This is a genomic window from Agitococcus lubricus (assembly GCF_003051055.1).
Taxonomy (GTDB): Bacteria; Pseudomonadota; Gammaproteobacteria; order Pseudomonadales; family Moraxellaceae; genus Agitococcus; species Agitococcus lubricus.
In genome coordinates this window covers 25,348-43,832 of record NZ_QAON01000003.1, presented here as the reverse complement: position 1 = coordinate 43,832, position 18,485 = coordinate 25,348, and the positions used below count along the sequence as shown (strand labels likewise).

Sequence of the window (18,485 nt, the reverse complement as noted above, 5' to 3'; positions counted from 1 at the left end):
ACGGATGCTTCATCTGATAAGCTGGCTGTACGCACATACCTTGTGACGCTTGTCTTCACATACAGGGCGTGAATCTTAACAGAAAGCACAGGCGTGCCGAAATATAAGAACAGCACTTAGCGTCGTGCTTTTGACAAAAACTGGCCGTATCTTGGAGGATATGGGCATTCAAAGAGTGGGCAACCACTGAATGAGCTTCTTTCTTAATTCTTCTAAACGAATGGGTTTACTCATAAAATCGTTCATACCCGCGGCAAAACAATCCTCTCGGTCTGTAGATAACACATTAGCTGTCATGGCAATCACAGGTAAGTCGGCATATTGCTCAATCAAACGTAATTGGCGGGTGGTTTCTAAGCCATCCATGACGGGCATTTGTAAATCCATCAAAATTAAGTCATAGTGATTGCCTATCTGTTGAATCAAACTCAAGGCCACATAACCGTTTTCGGCGACATCCACTTCTGCACCTAAACTCTCTAATAAGCGCACACCCACTAATTGATTAATGGTATTGTCTTCAACCAATAAAATACGGTGTCCCAATAAGGGTTTTTCTTCAATGACCTGCATTTTGGTGCTGACAGTTTGACTGAGTGTGACTAAGGTTTGTTCGGTCAAGGGCTTGGTCAGCGTATGGCTAAAACTCAGTTGACTGCCTAACATGGGGTCATTTTCTTGCCACGGTGTTTGCAATAAGACTTTAGGGCTATTATGACGAAAAATAGGATAGTCACGCTCGTTTAATAAACTGGCATCTATCAAGATGTAATCATAGACTTGTTCATAACAGCTTTGTTGTGTTTCTAAACTGTGCCATACATCCACTTGCCAGCCCAAACGCTCAATCAGTGTCCGTGTCGCAATAGCAGCATGGGCATTATCGTCTAATAATAACAGTTTGAGGCTGACTGGGTGATGGGGGGTAACCGTATCTATAGAGGTGAAGGTCAAGGGAATATAAACGTCAAAACGGCTGCCTTCGTTTGGCGTACTTTGTACACGAATATCACCATTCATCAGTTGTACTAAACGCTTGCAAATCGTTAAGCCTAAACCCGTACCCCCAAAACGGCGCGTGGTTGATGCATCTGCTTGATTAAACGCCTCAAAGATATTTTTCAGTTGCTCGGCCGTCATGCCAATACCTGTGTCTCTGACCCATAAATGTAAGGTCGAAGCCTCATATTGGGTTAAATAGGCAATCCCTAACTCTACCTCGCCGTTAGCACTGAATTTAATCGCATTTCCCAACAAATTGGTCAAAATTTGTCCCAATCGCAATACATCGCCGACCATGACGGAAGGCACATCAATGGCAATATTAAAAAAGATTTCGACGGGTTTTTGCTGGGTGGCACTGAGCGCTAAGGTACGGATTGGCTCTAATAATTGATTGAGGCTAAATGCTTGCGCTTCTAGCTCTAATTTGCCTGCTTCGACTTTAGATAAGTCGAGAATGTCATTAAGAATACCCAATAAAAACTCACCTGAATTATAAATTTTTGCCACATAATCCCGTTGGCGTTCGTTTAATTCGGTTTTTTCTAATAGAACGGTTAGCCCCAAAATACCATTCATTGGTGTGCGTATTTCATGGCTCATATTGGCCAAAAATAAACTTTTGGCTTTGGTGGCATTTTCGGCGGTATCCTTGGCTGAGCGTAAGGCTTGTTCGTTTTTCTTTTGTTCGGTTAAGTCAATAAAGGCAACTAAGTTAAATGTACCTATCAATATGGAATGAAAACGAATATGACGCTCTGAGCCATCACGACAGCGCACAATCGCTTCCATCGGCTCTAAATTATGTTGCGTTTGTTTGGCGATAGTTAAACGCCTAAACCATTCTTGTTTGATTTGCTCCCGATAGGCTGGATTAGGATAGGCACATCGCCACCAATCCTCTACATCGTATAGCTCATTGGGTTTATAACCAAAGGTATTGACAAAACAACGATTGAGCATTTTGATAATGCCCGTTTGCCCCTTAAAAATCGCAAATGCAATTGGCGCATGCTCTATTAACAAGCGAAAGCGTTTTTCACTTTCTACAAGGTCTTTTTGTACTTGTTGTGCAGCACGTTGGCGTTTGTGTAGACGATGACGAAAATAGGCTAACATCGCCACTAGCACTAACAAAAAACTCAACAATAAAACTAATAACACAATGTCCGAGTGCAAACGCCAAATGTCCGTCATATACACAGTGTGTTTATTCACACCTAACCATTTTTCTCGGATTTTTTGTTGTTGTTCTGGCGTAATTTCGGCTAGAGCTTTATTTAGAATACTAACAAAGATTGGCCAGTCGTCACGCACGCCAATACTTAGAGGCGAGTCATAACGAGTCACTGCGGCTAATTTTAAGCCAGAAATATGTAAACTCTGTACCGCATATGAGGCGGAGGCATGATTAGTCAAAATATAATCAACTTGTCCTAATGCCAAGCCAGATAATAAATCATGTAAAAATGGATAACGTACACGCTGAATACGGGGATGATACTGTTGCAGAATTTCATCTGTGTAATAGTCAGCCTCCACACCCACGCGTTGCCCTTGTAAATCATCCAACTGCCCAATAAAACTCTCATTCGCACGCGTTAAAATGACTAAAGGAAAGGAAATATACGATTGACTAAACAGTAAAAATTGCCGCCGCTTGGCGGTTTCGGCAATGGAAGGCGTTATATCTAATTCTTTTTGTACTAATTTTTTTTGTGTTTGTGACCACGGCAATGGCTCACCTACCACAAATTTAATCTTTAACTTAGCCGCAATTAAAGCCAAATAATCGGCACTCATGCCTTGATGTTGACCCTGTTTATCCAAAAACTCATAGGGTGGCCATGCAGGGTCAATACCCACACGAATAACGGGATGTGCTTGCAACCATTGTTGTTCTTCAACGCTTAATTCAAGAGCACCAGCCGCTACTATCCAGCAGCATAGATACGTGATTAGCAGTTGAGATAAATAACGTGCACAGCGCCTATACAAACTTTTTTACTCCAGAAAATAGTAACTAATATCTGGCAAGATAATATGAGGAGGTCTGGGGTCTGTTGACCCTTATTGGTATTGACATCTGCGTTTGACTTTAACATATCTGCACATGGACTAAAGTGTCTTTCTTAGCAAAATAATGTTTCTGTCGGTCAATTAAAGGCAAGTTAGCAAACCTATACGCTGTTTTTGTGAGACATCGACAAACAAGCATGGATAAAAAAACCCGCACAATGGCGGGTTTATTTTATTTTTGTTGATTTTGACGCATTTGGTCAGTAAGTTGTTGTAGCACTTGCGTTAAGGTGTCTAAACGTTGATTCACGGCTTCAATTTCACGTTGTGACGGAATCCCTAAGCGGCCTAAAGCGGCGGCTAAGCGGTCATCAAAGGCACGTTCAACTTTTTCACGGGTATCGCTCGCTTTTTCTAATACCTTGTCACGCGCCTCAACTACCGTTTCTACGGTATTATCCGCGATATCACGGGTTTTAGATTCTAATTCTTCGCCAACTTTAACGAGACTATCAAATAATTTACCACCCTCTTCTTCTGCACGGGAGAACGCACCTAAACCAGCCAACCAAATTTCTTGTGTATATTTGCGTAACTCAGTGGCAGATGTTAATTTACGTTGTTTATCAGTCATTTTTTTCTCACTTGGCATAATCGCCCCCGATACTTAGCTGTGGACTAGGATTCTTGCAGACGAACATTTGTATGATTGTAGCCAATAACGATAAATGGCTCCGATAAAAAATCACAAAAGCACGTATCAATCCTGATAAAGGGGTATATCCTACCATGCAGAAAACTGGTATAAAGACAAATTGTCTGACAATATAAAAAGACAGCCATAGGTGTGTAAGCACTTATGTATAAATCCGTTAAATAACATTTATTCTGATATATCATCTTCTCTTAGGGACGTGAGGTGTGTCGTTTTTGCGTAGGCACTGCCAGCCGCTCGCACGACAAACCCACATAACAAGAGTGTTAGGGACTGAGTGATAATATAGAATAGCAGCATTTGTCTAAACTGTAGTTTTTTACATAACAAAGACCTTATTGTTTTCGTTATCGTCTATGGTTAACCGTCTTATCTAGGTAATGGCATTGATATGAGTAGCGACGCTAAACAGCCACCCCATACGTCATCAATTACATATTTCTGGCTCAACAGTTTGGAGAGCCTATTAAATGCGTTTGTTGATTTAGACCCCACAACACGCCACCAACTCATTCATTTAGATGGCATTGTGGTGCGCGTCAAAACCTTTGCCCCTTATCAAGTATTTTATTTATTATTTACCAGTGATGGCATTGAGGTCAGCCCTAAACCGCAAGGGGAAGTACAAGTGCGTCTTAGCGGTCGGGTCAGGGATTTAGTATGGACTTTATTGGGTTTAGAGTCTGAGCAGTATGCTGAATCACGCGGTCATTTACACTTATGGGGTGAAACCCCCACCTTAGATAATTTACGCCAACTCTTACAAGAATTTAACTTACGCGCGGCTGCAAGCCAGTGGTTAAAAAGTCATTGGCCACTGAAAACACTGTGGCAAAAACTGAGCGAGCAAGACTTAAGCTGGTTACAAGATTTACAGCCTCTGCCCACACTCATTAAACAAACTCGCCAAGAAATTGCCGCATTAAAAGTCGAGCTATCGCAACAGCAACAACAATTGACACGTGTAGAACAACAGTTAGCACAACAATTAAAACTCAGTAAACTCTTGCTCATCGGTATGGCACTGATGATTACGGGAGGGATTGCAGGTACTGTGGTTAAATTGTTGTCTTAACGCTCTAGCTCATCAGGTTGTTTGCGCCAACGACTTAGTAATACACTAAAACTATCACTCAAAATATCCGAGCTCGTTTTGGCTGCTTTCCATGTATTTTCACGAATGGTATCGGTTGGCCGTGCATCACGTAAACTTTCAGTCACCGCTCGGCGAACACGGGTTTCTACGGTACGACCTATATCATCGTGTAACTGCCGCAAACGATACTCTAACTGCTGCTGCCACACTTGACGTAGAAACAACCATGCGACAAGCACGGTCAGCACACTGGACAACAAGGCAGTCCCCAAAATAATAAATCCTATATGCATAATCTTGACTATGAAAACTGAGTAGAATGGTTAAACGCGTATTCGCGTTAAGGGATACTGTATTGACAAGAAAGGCATCGATAATTTAGGCAACTAAAACGCCCTATTTATCCATGCTGTCCCAACATACTGCCTGAGGCTTGATGATTTATCATACTATAGGCCATCCCTTTGACAAAGTATAGATACCCACTAAGCCCTCTCTGACGATTAACCAAACGTTTAGCAGAGCATGCCTACTGAGATTAAGCTAATACGACCCCGTTAGATACAAACGGATTTTATGATAAAAATTAAAAACTTGGCTGTACTGTCCTGTTAGGCATGTTAAGATGCAGAGCTATGATTTAATGTGAGATGTCGGTGTTAGTTATTTGTCCCACTATTTTGCGATGAAATACCATGATTACCATAGAAATCACGAATCTTGACGAGCTTGTTAAAGAGCACCGCGGCCCACTCACCGCTATGTTGGGTAAAATTGTTGCGGATGTAGAAGGTGAAGTTGAAAAAATCGTCATCGAAGAGTTACGTAACGAGTTTGAACGCCGAGGCATTAGAGCCAATTTTTGCAGCATCGAAGGCATACATTTACGCCGTATTATGACGTCGTAATAAACCAATATGTCTTCGGTACGACTGATAAAAAAAGACGCGTAACGCGTCTTTTTTATTACTGAATACCGTCATCTGTGGTCATTAAATCGGATGTTCTGGCGGAACAAATTGCGTCACTGTTTTACCTAAACCCGCTGCTAATACAGGCAATTCAATGACTTTGGCTTCTGCCAAATAAAACGGTAGGTCATGGCGCGTAGTACCCGCCAAAAAATAGCTGGCTAAACGTCCCACAATCGGCATATGACAAACTAAGGCAATGCTAGCCGTTTCTGGCAACTCTAAACTGTCTAGCCATGCAATTGCTTGTGTAGGGTCGCTGTCAGGGGTAATTAAGTCCGTTGTACTCATGTGCATATCTAAGGCTTGGCCAATATGATAAGCCGTTTGTTGCGCACGCACATAAGGGCTGGCAAATAAGCCATCTAGCTGATAACCATGATTTAATAACCATGCAGCCGTTTGTTGTGCTTGCCATTCGCCGATGGCTGTCAGTTGCCGTGCAGCATCGGTTGTTTTTTGCGATTCTGCTTGGCCATGACGAATCAAAATAATTTGCATAGTTCTCACCGATTAGGTAATACAAATTCAACATCACTACGTTGACCGCTATTCATCATTTTAGCAGCCACGTCAATAATAGGCTGTTCGTTAAAAATAATGTCGTACAAACCACTGACAATCGGCATATACACACCTAATTTATCGGCTTGTTGTTTGACTTGTTGAATGGTGTTAATCCCTTCTGCGGTTTGCTCTAAATCTGCAATAATATCGGCCAGCTTTTTACCTGAACCTAAGGCAAAACCGACTTGATAATTGCGACTCAACGGGGAGCTACAGGTTGCGAACAAATCACCAACGCCCGCTAATCCTAGAAAAGTTAAGGGATTTGCTCCCAATTGCACAGCAAAACGGCTCATCTCAGCTAAAGCACGGGTCAATAACATACTACGGGTATTTTCACCCACTTTATTGGCTTGCGCCATGCCTGTGGCAATGGCATAGATATTCTTTAACGCGCCGCTTAGCTCTACACCATAAATATCGGTATTGGCAAATACTCTAAAATAAGGACAGGCTAAGGCTTGATGCACCGTGGCACGTAAATCGGGGTCTAAACTGGCAATCACCGTACCTGCAGGCATTTTGGCAGCAATTTCTTTGGCTAAATTAGGCCCACTTAATACCCCCAAACGCGCGTTAGGCACTTCTTCACGGAGAATTTGACTCATCAATGAAAACGTACCTGCCTCAATACCTTTAGTCATACTGACGAGCATTTGTTTGGTTTGTAAATAAGGTTTCGCATTTTGCACAACTTGGCGAAAGGCTTTGCTAGGAATTGCAACAAAGACTAAGTCAGCTTGACCAACGCTTTGCGCTAAATCGCTACTAAACGCTAAGGTAGGATGTAAATCAAAGCCCTTGAGATAACGCGTATTTTGATGCGTCGCTTGCATTTCAGCGACTAGCTCTGCATCACGTAACCATTGTGTTGTGTGGCAACCGTTACTTGCGGCCAAGTTCGCTATTACCGTACCAAAACTTCCGCCCCCTAATACTGCAACACGCGGTTTAGATACGCTCATACATTTTCCTATTAGGCTAAATTTATATTGACCATAGCAAACTTTAGCTATTTAAGCAAAAAAGGGCGCATCAAGCGCCCTTCTCTTAGCCTTCGACTCCGCTCAGGGAGTGCAAATCTCAACTCCGCTGAGAGCGTTGAGCGGCGTCAACACATCCTACACCAATTCCATCAATAAACTATTCAGACGTTTGACATAAGCGGCTGGGTCAGCTAGCGCACTGCCTTCGGCTAAAGTGGCTTGGTCTAAGACAATTAACGCTAAAGTTTCAAAACGTGCATCATCATTCGTGTTGCTTAAACGCGCCACTAAGGGATGACTTGGGTTAATTTCTAAGGTTGGTTTAGATTCTGGTAACTTTTGACCACTTGCCTCTAATAATTGACGCATGGCTGCACCCAAATCATATTGGCTACGCACCAAACACGCTGGGGAATCCGTTAAGCGTTGAGTGGCTTTTACCGCTTGAACCTTATCCGCTAAGATTTTTTGTAAACGCTCAACTAAAGGCTGACTGGTCTCTTGCAATTGTTCTTCGGCTTTTTTGTCTTCTTCGCTGCTTAAACTGCCTAAGTCCAAATCGCCTTTGGCAATATGTTGGAATTGTTTGCCATCAAACTCGGTTAAGTGTGTCATTAACCATTCGTCTAAACGGTCAGTCAACAACAAGACTTCTACCCCTTTTTTGCGGAACACTTCTAAATGTGGACTTTGGCTAGCAGCTGTAAAGTTCTCGGCAGTGAGATAATAAATTTTCTCTTGGCCTTCTTTCATACGCGCGACATAATCGGCTAAAGCCACAGATTCAACTGCATCACCTGATAAGGTAGAGGCAAATCTTAATAGTTTTAAGACTTTATCTTGATTGCTTTGGTCTTCGGCAACACCTTCTTTTAAGACATTACCAAATTGCGCCCAACAAGCCGCATAATCTTCGGCTTTGCTGTCGGCCATGCTGGTCAACATATCTAACACACGACGTGTTAAAGCAGACTTCATGCTATCAACCACTTTACCTGATTGTAATAACTCACGTGACACGTTAAGTGGTAAGTCATTAGAGTCAACAATACCTTTCACAAACCGTAAGTACATTGGCAAGAATTGTTCGGCATCGTCCATAATAAACACACGTTGGACATACAATTTTAAGCCACGCACGCCGTCACGTTGATACAAATCATGGGGTGCACGTTTTGGTACAAACAACAACGAGGTATATTCTAATTTACCTTCAACTTTATTGTGGTTCCATGCCAATGGGTTTTCATAATCATGGGCAATGTGTTTATAAAAACCTTGATATTCTTCTTCGCTAATTTCGTTGCGTGGACGTGTCCATAAAGCAGCTGCTTTATTCACTGCCTCATAATCACCGACCTCTTCTTTACCTTCATCATTCCATTTTTGTGCTTTCATACACACAGGAATGGCAATATGCTCGGCATATTTGTGAATGATATTTTTTAAGCGGAAAGCGTCAGCAAATTCTTCTTGAGTCGGACGTAAATGTAAAACGATGGTTGTGCCACGCTCAGCTTTGTCAATACTTTCTACAGTAAATGCGCCTTCGCCTTCAGACTCCCACTTCACAGCCTCAGAAGCGGCTACCCCTGCACGACGGGTATAGACTTCTACTTTTTGGGCAACAACAAAGGCAGAATAAAAACCAACACCAAATTGACCAATTAATTGCGCATCTTTCTTTTGGTCACCTGTTAAATTTTTAACAAATTCTGAGGTGCCAGAGCGCGCAATCGTGCCTAAGTTATCAATCACTTCTTGGCGACTCATGCCAATACCGTTATCCCGCAAGGTAATGGTTTTGGCTTCTTTATCAACATCAATCCAAATTTTTAACTCAGGATCTTCGCTTAACCAATCGGCATGGGTTAAGGCTTCAAAACGTAATTTATCAGCGGCATCAGAGGCATTCGAAATCAGTTCACGCAAGAAAATCTCAGGATTACTATATAAAGAATGAATCATGAGATGTAAGAGTTTGGAGACTTCGGTCTGAAAGCCTAAGGTTTCTTTTTGTACAGTATCAGTCATGTTGAGGACTCCTTTAAGAAAACAGTATCAAGTTTTCCTCAACATGGGGATGCGCTATCTAAGTTCAAGGGTTAGCTGGACAATTTGGAATCATATAAGATTGGCGTTGATAGTAGGTTTCTGTGCCATTTTGCTCAGTAATCACTAATTGATTTTCGTTAAGCCATTTGACCGTATTTTGGTCTATCGGCCAAATACGTTGGTTATTAAACCATAAAATCGTTTGTGGCTCAGGACTACTCCATACGCCCTTAAAAGACGCAATTTCTATCTCTGTCTCCGTTTTGCTTTTTAAGGAGTTGCTATCAATGACATAGCGTCCGTCTGGTTTTAACTCAATGGCAAACGACATATCATCACGTTTGGCCTGCCAACGTCCAACCCATTGGCAGGGCGTATGTGGCGTCGTTGCTTGATAATAACGCTCAGGTTTGGTACGCCATTGCACCCAAGAATTACTGCGTTTTTGCAAGCATTGGACAAAACCACGGACTTGTTCGGGGTTATGAATATTCAGGGGCTGCTGCATACAATGTTCTAAGGTCTGTGCAAACTTTCCCATTACATAGGCGTTGATTAACACATAAAGGACGAAAGCAACGGGCAAATAAAGTGCCGTTCTCAGAAAAATTTTTAGTTGCTGTTGCCACAAACCTTGCATGAATACTCACCCACAGCAATTACTGAAATTTACAGTCAGGGGCTAACTCTGTATGCCTAAAAAAGTAAGAAGGCTCATCTAAATCATCATATAAGATAAAGTGTTTACTGTCAGACCAGCGCAGTTTACTGTCGTGAATTGGCCATAATTGTGCATTATCCATAAACCGAATGACTCTGTCGTTTTCGTTACTCCAAACACCTGAGTGAATAAAGGTCAACTTTTGCTGTAAGTTAGTTTGGTATTGGAGCTGCTCCAAACGATAAGAGGCATCAGGTTCGATGGTTAACCAATACTCTTTATAGCCAGAAGACATATACCACTTACCGATAAAATAACACGGTAATTTGGGATACGCATATTGATAGAGTCTCTCTTCTTTCATGGCTTTACTTAAAAAATAATTACTTTTCTTTTTTAAGCAGCCTACTAAAGGCACAATTTGTTTACGGTCAGGATTACCAATCACATTCGGCACTTCCTGTAAACAGGTTTGCATATTACTATCAAAGCTCGACGAGAAAGTTGAGTAAGCGGCCATGAACAGAGCCACTAAACATAAGGGAATATATAAAACAACACGCAAAAACCAACTAAAATTTTTACTCACACACACCCCCTGTGTTGATTGTTTTTTACTATTATTGTCTGCGCTTCTTGTTCGCTCAAAAATAAGCGAACAAGACCACTTTTTTATTTCGCTATCCGCATATAAAAGCTAGCAATCATGTTACTTACTCAAGTAACGGGTGGCTGCCTCAATTCCTTGCAAGGTCAAGGGATACATTTTGTTGTCGACCAATTTCCGAACATGACCAATAGATTGCGTATGTTGCCAAGCACGTTCAGCCTCTGGGTTTAACCAAACCACTTTTTGAAAATGCTGCGTCATACGTTGCATCCATACCGCCCCTGCTTCTTCATTAAAATGCTCTACAGAACCACCCACAGACAGAATTTCATAGGGTGACATGGTGGCATCACCGACAAAAATTACCCGATAATCGGGTCCATATTTATGAATAATATCCCAAAGGGGCAAACGCTCCGACCAACGGCGGTTATTATCTTGCCAAACACTTTCATAAATAAAATTATGGAAATAAAAATAGTGTAAATGCTTGAATTCGCTACGCGCCGCCGAAAAGAGTGCTTCGCATACTTCAACATAAGGGTCCATAGAGCCGCCAATGTCAAAAAATATCAAGACTTTGACGCGGTTCTTGCGCTCAGGCACCATTTTTATATCTAATAAGCCGCCTTTATGTGCGGTGGAACGGATGGTGTCATTGATATCTAATTCTTCTTCTACACCTTGACGTGCAAATCGTCTTAAACGTCTTAACGCGACTTGTAAATTGCGCACACCTAATTCAAGCGAATCATCAAGATTCTTAAATTCGCGTTTTTCCCAAACTTTGACTGCCGATTTATTGCGTGATGTCCCTGCTAAGCGAATCCCTTCAGGGTTAGCCCCATACGCGCCAAAAGGGGATGTACCGCCTGTACCGACCATACGGTTGCCGCCTTGATGGCGTTTATGTTGTTCTTGTAAGCGCTTCTCAAATTCTTCCATGAGTTTGTCGAGTGAGCCCATTTTTTCAATTTGTGCTAATTCTTCGGGGGTCAGTGTTTTTTCAATTTCTTTACGCAACCAATCTTCAGGAATAGCGGCGTTATCGAGAGGGTTGGCTAAGGTGTCTAAACCATCAAAAAAATGTTTGAATGCGCGGTCAAATTTGTCGAAATGCTTTTCATCTTTAATCAGACAAATCCGTGCTAAGCGATAAAACTCATCACTATCCGCAAACACTAAGCCCTGATTTAGCGCATTTAACAAATCTAAATACTCACGTACTGAAACGGGCACTTGATATTGCTTGAGCGTATAAAATAGTTTGGTTAACACGGCGTTTGCCTCAAGATTGACAACTAGCCGATAAGATTAAAGCAAGCCGTGTCATTTATGCAAATAACAAGCGTTACGCAAGGATATATTTAATGCTTAGAAGATTAAGGTAAGATAAAAATGAAAAAGCCACGTAAAAACGCGGCTTAAACTGGCGGTGAGAGAGGGATTCGAAATTTCGGACACCTCACCTCACTACGAAATACTTTTATAAATCATAAACTTATACAGAAAAATTCGCAATTTAAGTTTTCCCATCACGTTCCCAATGTAGGCAAAAATTGTAATGAGATGAATAGAAAATACGGCAAATTTTTATTTTGGTGGTGAAGTAAAAAAAACTGTAATAACTGTAATAACAATGGGAAATCACTCTAAGCCATTGAAATACATATAAAAAAAATCAATTAATTTGTAATAAAAAAGTAATCAACTGGTAAGAATCCATGTACTTTCGAATATAAAATAAATTCCTTCTAAATCAATAACATAAATAAAAAATGTAATTTATATCACACCAAATTACATCATTCTTACACCACAAAAAATCATAAAAAAATAAATCAAAACAACAACTTAAATAAAAATAAAATTAGCCATTACCTTTATTACAGTCATCTAGAACTACTGACTTGATGTTAAAGCAATGCTTTATAAAGCTGCCTATGTTTGTCAAAAACAGCATCATCTCGCATCATGGTGCATCAAAGGAAGTGCCTGAAAACTTACTGAGCGCACTACTGTTAAGTGGCTTTCAGAATATGCATCATCCTCATCAAAAGCGACCTATTTAGTGGGCAGGCGTGGCGGGGTCACGATTGCTTTTTTTCACCCTTTTAATGACAAAAAAAAGCCACCCGAAGGTGGCCTGAAATATTGAAGCATTTATTGATGTTCAATTTGTAAAGTATACGGTTCAAACTTTACTATCTCTTCACCCATCCAGTCATTTAACTCTTTGAATCGTTCTTGCAATGGCTCCAGCTCATTCGCCACAAAGACTCTCGCCGCTTTTTCAACATCACCAAAGCCACCCGCATTATTAGGTACAATACCAATTAACTGGGCTGGCACACGATGCGCTGCGAGCTGGTCATCACGGGTGACATTTTTAATGTTTAAGAATTCGTCTTTAGCTGCTACTTCTGAAACGGGTATCAGTTGAATACCATCCTTTTTACCATTGGGTGCATACATAAATAAATTACGGAAATTGCCGGGCCCTTTTGCACTCTTTAAAGCTTCACGCATTGCATCAATATCTTTAGTATCTTGAGCTGCATCGGTCATGTATAAGATAAACCCAGCATGACTGCCATTCTTATAATACTTACGTCTAAACAAGGTAGCTGATTCATTTAGCCACGTTGACTGTAAAGCACTTAAATATTCAGGAATGCCATAAATTTCCTGATTTACGTCAGGATTCATTAAATGAAAAATAGAGTCTTTTTTAAACTCATGTTCCTCTTTAAAAGTAGGCACAAAAAAATAAGTATCTAACTCGGTACCACGACGCATATATTTGGCTAAGGTAGGTTTTAGTGGCAAGGTCTTAGCCGTCATCGATTGCACACGTTCTAGATAAGCATTTCCAAATACCAAAAAATCTAAAGCAAAGCGACTAAACTCTGCTCTAGACAATAAAGGATGAGGCTTAAAACACTTCACTAAGATATTACGCTTCACATAAATTGAGGAGCTGTGATGTGGAGCTGCTTGTAATGATTTAGCTAAGCCATCTAAATCCATGGGTGGTTCATACCACTTATTGTATGTCCAACACTCCTCCCAGTAATAAACTTGCTGTGTTTCTAAAACAGGCGTTGGGTCACCAAAACTAAATATTTCCACCTTGTCAGCTTTGGGTTGGACTATTTCGGTGGTCATGAATAAAACTCCATAATGCTGCGGCCATGTTGACTTTGAATAGCCAAAGGCTCTTTATGTAAAGCGTGCATGGTTGCCCACGCTAAATCGGCATGGCCTGTCTCTTCAGAGCGGCTGGCTTTAAAGGTCACTTGACGTTGGCTGTCGGTAAGTGTGCGCTTGATGGCTGTAAAAGCACTGGCCAAGTCAGTCCAGCCCGAATCAAATTGAAAGCGTCGGCTACGAATCACATCTTGGGCTTTTAGCACCAATTGATTTTTAACATCTGGTGAATAATGGAATGGCACAGCTGCTGGAAAAAAATGTTTCACATTTTCATAGACACCATAACCAATCCCCGTGACATCAATACCTATGTGAGTGACACGATATTTTTTCGTCATGTTTTCTATGTATTCGGCTTGCGCTCTAAAATCAGCTCCTTTGAATTGATGCTTTTCAACGGCACGGATAATGCCGTTTTCGCTTAACGGTGCGCTTAATGCAATCAATGCGGCATTATCTCCGTTCTCTGATTTTTGTGGATCATAACCTAGCCATACTTCACGATCACCTAATGGACGACTGGCGTAAGGTTTAAAGTCTGTCCAAACCTCCCAGCTATCCACCATACAAGCCATTAACTCAGCCAAACGAAATGAGGAAAAAGAGTCATCCAAAAAGACGCACATCAATAAGTTGTCATATTCGTCTGGGCTATACTCTAAACGCAGCTGGTCAATATCAAATAAATCACAACCACCACGTAAAGCATCCTCGACATTCACGATTTGTCTAAATTGACCATCTTCGCAAAGTCGCCCTTGATGTAATGCCTGATGACTAATATCTAGTTTGATGCGCTGATCTTTGGCTCGACCACGATTAAAATGCTCACCACTCCAAAAGTTATATGCTTCATGGGTAATACTGGATGGGGTTGAAATATAGGTCTGCCGCCATTTTTTGTGCATGGCCATGCCTGAAGCGACTTTTCGGAATTCACGAAATTTATGAATCCAGAAATACTCATCCATATAAATATTGCCATGATAACTTTGGGCAGTTCTGGCATTGGTACCGAGAAAATAAAGGTGTGCGCCATTGGGTAGAACAATAGGGTCGCCTCTCAGCTCTACCTCGCCATACTCTTTGGCAAATTGAATGATGTACTGTTTAAACACATGAGCCTGCGCTTTGGAGGCAGATAAAAATATTTGATTACGGCCTGTTTCCAGCGCATCAACAAAGGCTTCGAAGGCAAAATACCATGTTGCACCAATTTGACGGCTTTTTAATAAATTGCGGATACGGTGAGTTAATCCTGCTAACTGCCATGCCTTTTGATAATCAAAAATTGAATCATGAAAAGCTTCAACAATTTTTAACTGTGCTTCTTCACTGACTTCATTTTTAGCTGGCTGCTTACGTGAGCCTTTATTTCGATTGGCGATTTTAGGATTTAGGTCAACTTCATTTTCAGTCTTTTCATAACGACGAACACGGGCAAGTCTTTCCATTTGCCGACCTAACAAATCAATTTCCTTGTAGTCTTTACCCTCTTTATGCTCTTTGGCAATTAACTGTAATAAGCGGGCTTCAAGAGCTGAGTCGACTCTATCAATGGGTCGAGCTTTATCCCATGCCTCCCGTTGTTTCCATGACTCAACGGTTGGTCTAGGAACATCTATATAACCCGAAATTGCAGAAACGCTCCACCCCTGCCAAAACAAGGCACGAGCGGCAAGTTTAATCTCTGTTCTGTCTGTGGTTTGAGAAATATCTTTCATGCCGACATAGTAATTTCGGCAGGCTATTTCTTTTGGGGGATTTGACGGTAAAACGCTATTTTACCGCGCCAAATATTTGAATCATCATCAGACAAAGTAAACCATGCAAGCTATTCGATTATTCCACTTTTTAATGAGTCGCTTTGTGGGGTTAACTATGCGTAAGAAGTTTCGGGTTGCAGTTGAAGGACAAACAACTGACCGTCGTGCGATTAGCCGTCAAGATATTATGGATATGGCTAAAAATTACAACCAGCAAACTTACGGTGCGCGAGTTTGGTTGGAACATTTTCGTGGATTATTTCCAGATAGTGCATTTAAGGCCTATGGTGATGTGATTTCTTGTACTGCCGAAGAAATCAAAGACGGTGACTTAAAGGGTAAGATGGCATTATTTGCTGAAATCGACGCCAGCAATGATTTAGTGGCGATGGCCAAAGCCAAACAAAAAGTATATTTCTCGGTCGAAATACAACCTGACTTTCCTGCGGTGGGTGGCTCTTATTTGGTTGGCCTTGCGGTAACTGATAGTCCTGCCTCTTTGGGGACTGAATATATTACCTTTAGCCAAACCGCCAAAAATAGCCCATTGGCTGCACGCAAACAAAAACCTGAAAACTTGATTTCTACCTCAGAAGAAGTTTGGGAATTTAGCGAAGACCCTATCACTTCTAATGAGCCTTCTTTGTTTAACAAAATCTTAGCCAAACTACGTCCCAAAGAAGAAAAAGTTCAAGCCAATTTTTCTGACATCGAAAAATGCTTTGAAGAAGTCACCAAATACTGCACTAACTTAAAAGCCACGGTGGATAACTTAGGCAAGCAGCTCACCAAAATAGAAACCGAACTGGCTGCTGAGAAACAAGCCTCTGCAAATTTTAGAACAAAAATTGATGGTCAACCTCCTGCAAATTATACGCAGCGTCCTCCTGCGACAGGTGGAAATGGTCAACAACAGACCGATTGCTAAATAGTCGTTTATTTATTTTTGAGACTTTAATTATGCGTAATGAAACTCGCTTACGTTATCAACAATATAGCCAAACGGTTGCCGCGTTGAATAATGTAGACTCTATTGAAAAAAAATTTACGGTTAATCCTTCTGTACAACAGAAATTAGAAGACCGTATTCAAGAAAACAGCAGCTTTTTAGGCCGTATCAACATGGTACCCGTGACCGAAAAACAAGGTCAGAAATTGGGCTTAGGTGTTCCTGCACCTATTGCTAGTCGTACTAACACAACCCAAAACCCTCGCCAGCCAAAATCCGTACATCAACTGGATTTGATGGATGAATACAACTGTCAGAAGACGGATTACGACACCTTTATTAGCTACGCACAATTAGACATGTGGGCAAAATATCCTGACTTCCAAGTACGGATTCGTAATCATATTCTAAAACGTCAGGCGTTAGATCGCATCATGACGGGCTTTAATGGCATCAGTATTGCTGCGAATACCAACCGTAATCTCAATCCACTCTTACAGGACGTAAACAAAGGCTGGCTGCAAAAATACCGCGAAAATGCCGCTCAACGTGTGTTAGCTCAAGGGGCTAATGCAGGTGAAATCCGCGTTGGAAAAGCAGCTGGTGCAGATTATGCTAATTTGGATGCTTTAGTTTTTGATTTAGTCAACAACTTAATTGAGCCGTGGTATCAAGAAGATACGGCACTTGTAGCGATTATGGGACGTAGTTTGTTGGCTGATAAATACTTTCCTCTCATCAATCAAGACCAGCCAGCCTCCGAGCAACTAGCCTCTGATATCGTCATCAGCCAAAAGCGTGTAGGTGGCCTTCCAGCCGTTCGTGTGCCTTTTGTGCCAGATGGCGCAATTCTGATTACGGCCTACGATAACCTCAGTATTTATTGGCAAGAAGGTTCGCGTCGTCGTTTGACGAAAGAAGAGCCTGAATACGACCGCATTACGAATTATGAGAGCAGTAATGATGACTATATCGTTGAAGATTATGGTCGCGGCTGTCTCGCTGAAAATATCGTTCTGGAATGGTGATATCACAATGAGTCTAGCACGCAAACATTTTAATACGGTTGTTGCGGCTAAGGCCGCGACAATTTCGGGCGATGATGGCACTCGCTTAAAAGAAGCCTCAGTCTATGAGTTAATGCTCATTCAACTGAATGAGGACAAACGTAAACTATCATCGATTCAAAGTATTGAGCATCGCGCTGGTATCAAGCGTGAACTGTTACCTAAATACGAACCTTATGTGGATGGCGTATTACAAGGTGGTAAGGGCGCGCAAGATGATGTGTTAATGACGGTGATGTTATGGCGGATTGATGCTTTAGATTTTGATGGTGCATTAGTCATTGGCCGCTATGCGATTGCGCATGGCCTAGCAATGCCTGATAAATTTGAGCGTACAACAGCAACATTGCTTAGCGAAGAAATTGCCATCAATGCCTTAACCCTGTTAGGTAATGCCGAAACTGATAAAGCGGCTCTTTTAGAAAGTTTAGTTGAAGTTGAACAGCTTACTCGTGACCAAGATATGCCTGACCAAGTTCGTGCACGTCTACACAAGGCATTAGGTTATTGCTTAACAGACATTGACCCAGCTCAAGCCTTAGTTGAGTTAAAACGCGCTTATGAACTTCATGATAAATCAGGCGTCAAAACCGATATCAGTCGTTTGGAAAAGCTGATTAAGAAGATGACCGACCCTGAAAATAACATCTCACCTTCTAATCAACCTACCAAGATTACGGATAGCAGTAATTCTATGGCAGATGTCATCAAATTGGGGGATGAAGCATTGGAAGAATTGGACAAATCTAGTCCTTAAGAGTCGGACCCCGACGTCAGGGCGGCGGATAATACCAGCATCTATGTTAGA

General features: G+C 41.5%; 16 protein-coding genes. 5 read left to right on the top strand and 11 right to left on the bottom strand.

What is annotated here, in order from left to right; translation table 11 throughout:
- Positions 1–168: 168 nt before the first annotated feature.
- A complete protein-coding gene (locus C8N29_RS04010) occupies positions 169–3,000 on the bottom strand; it encodes an ATP-binding protein (RefSeq protein ID WP_107864755.1) in 2,832 nt (943 codons plus the stop codon).
- Positions 3,001–3,253: 253 nt separating this feature from the next.
- Complete coding sequence (locus tag C8N29_RS04005; RefSeq protein WP_107864754.1) at positions 3,254–3,673, bottom strand: phasin family protein; 420 nt, start codon at positions 3,671–3,673, stop codon at positions 3,254–3,256.
- Positions 3,674–4,127: 454 nt separating this feature from the next.
- Here C8N29_RS04005 and C8N29_RS04000 point away from each other — a divergent pair, with 454 nt between their 5' ends.
- Positions 4,128–4,811, top strand: coding sequence for an SCP2 sterol-binding domain-containing protein (locus C8N29_RS04000; protein ID WP_107864753.1), 684 nt, complete (start codon positions 4,128–4,130; stop codon positions 4,809–4,811).
- Here C8N29_RS04000 and C8N29_RS03995 read toward each other — a convergent pair.
- Positions 4,808–5,125, bottom strand: a complete 318-nt coding sequence (locus C8N29_RS03995; RefSeq protein ID WP_107864752.1) for a hypothetical protein — start codon at positions 5,123–5,125, stop codon at positions 4,808–4,810. The genes C8N29_RS04000 and C8N29_RS03995 overlap by 4 nt on opposite strands.
- Positions 5,126–5,527: 402 nt before the next feature.
- Here C8N29_RS03995 and C8N29_RS03990 point away from each other — a divergent pair, with 402 nt between their 5' ends.
- Entirely contained in the window at positions 5,528–5,740 is a 213-nt protein-coding gene (locus tag C8N29_RS03990) for a cytochrome-c oxidase (protein WP_107864751.1), read from the top strand.
- 84 nt (positions 5,741–5,824) lie between these two features.
- Here the strand turns inward: C8N29_RS03990 and sixA are convergent, their stop codons facing one another.
- The 8 genes from sixA to C8N29_RS03950 all read right to left on the bottom strand — a co-directional run bounded on the left by sixA (position 5,825) and on the right by C8N29_RS03950 (position 15,619).
- Entirely contained in the window at positions 5,825–6,304 is a 480-nt protein-coding gene (gene sixA / locus C8N29_RS03985) for a phosphohistidine phosphatase SixA (RefSeq protein ID WP_107864750.1), read from the bottom strand.
- 5 nt (positions 6,305–6,309) lie between these two features.
- Positions 6,310–7,335, bottom strand: coding sequence for an NAD(P)H-dependent glycerol-3-phosphate dehydrogenase (locus C8N29_RS03980; RefSeq protein ID WP_107864749.1), 1,026 nt, complete (start codon positions 7,333–7,335; stop codon positions 6,310–6,312).
- Between the two features lie 156 nt (positions 7,336–7,491).
- Complete coding sequence (gene htpG, locus C8N29_RS03975; protein WP_107864748.1) at positions 7,492–9,390, bottom strand: molecular chaperone HtpG; 1,899 nt, start codon at positions 9,388–9,390, stop codon at positions 7,492–7,494.
- A gap of 64 nt (positions 9,391–9,454) precedes the next feature.
- Positions 9,455–10,051 (bottom strand): hypothetical protein, encoded by a 597-nt coding sequence (locus C8N29_RS03970; protein WP_107864747.1) that lies wholly within the window; start codon positions 10,049–10,051, stop codon positions 9,455–9,457.
- A gap of 19 nt (positions 10,052–10,070) precedes the next feature.
- A complete protein-coding gene (locus tag C8N29_RS03965) occupies positions 10,071–10,661 on the bottom strand; it encodes a hypothetical protein (protein ID WP_107864746.1) in 591 nt (196 codons plus the stop codon).
- Between the two features lie 120 nt (positions 10,662–10,781).
- Positions 10,782–11,960: a vWA domain-containing protein gene (locus C8N29_RS03960; protein ID WP_107864745.1), complete on the bottom strand. Its 1,179-nt coding sequence runs from the start codon at positions 11,958–11,960 to the stop codon at positions 10,782–10,784.
- A gap of 885 nt (positions 11,961–12,845) precedes the next feature.
- Positions 12,846–13,850 (bottom strand): phage portal protein, encoded by a 1,005-nt coding sequence (locus C8N29_RS03955; RefSeq protein ID WP_107864744.1) that lies wholly within the window; start codon positions 13,848–13,850, stop codon positions 12,846–12,848.
- A complete protein-coding gene (locus C8N29_RS03950; RefSeq protein WP_107864743.1) occupies positions 13,847–15,619 on the bottom strand; it encodes a terminase large subunit domain-containing protein in 1,773 nt (590 codons plus the stop codon). Before C8N29_RS03950 ends, C8N29_RS03955 begins: the two co-directional genes overlap by 4 nt.
- Positions 15,620–15,776: 157 nt before the next feature.
- Between C8N29_RS03950 and C8N29_RS03945 the strand changes: the two genes are divergently transcribed.
- Genes C8N29_RS03945 through gpM form a run of 3 tightly spaced genes read left to right on the top strand, consistent with a single transcriptional unit; the run spans position 15,777 to position 18,434 of the window.
- On the top strand, positions 15,777–16,589 hold the full coding sequence (locus C8N29_RS03945; protein ID WP_170106882.1) for a GPO family capsid scaffolding protein: 813 nt from the start codon (positions 15,777–15,779) through the stop codon (positions 16,587–16,589).
- A gap of 32 nt (positions 16,590–16,621) precedes the next feature.
- Positions 16,622–17,638, top strand: coding sequence for a phage major capsid protein, P2 family (locus C8N29_RS03940; protein WP_107864741.1), 1,017 nt, complete (start codon positions 16,622–16,624; stop codon positions 17,636–17,638).
- A 7-nt stretch (positions 17,639–17,645) separates the two neighbouring features.
- On the top strand, positions 17,646–18,434 hold the full coding sequence (gpM, locus tag C8N29_RS03935) for a phage terminase small subunit (protein ID WP_170106881.1): 789 nt from the start codon (positions 17,646–17,648) through the stop codon (positions 18,432–18,434).
- Positions 18,435–18,485: the final 51 nt, after the last annotated feature.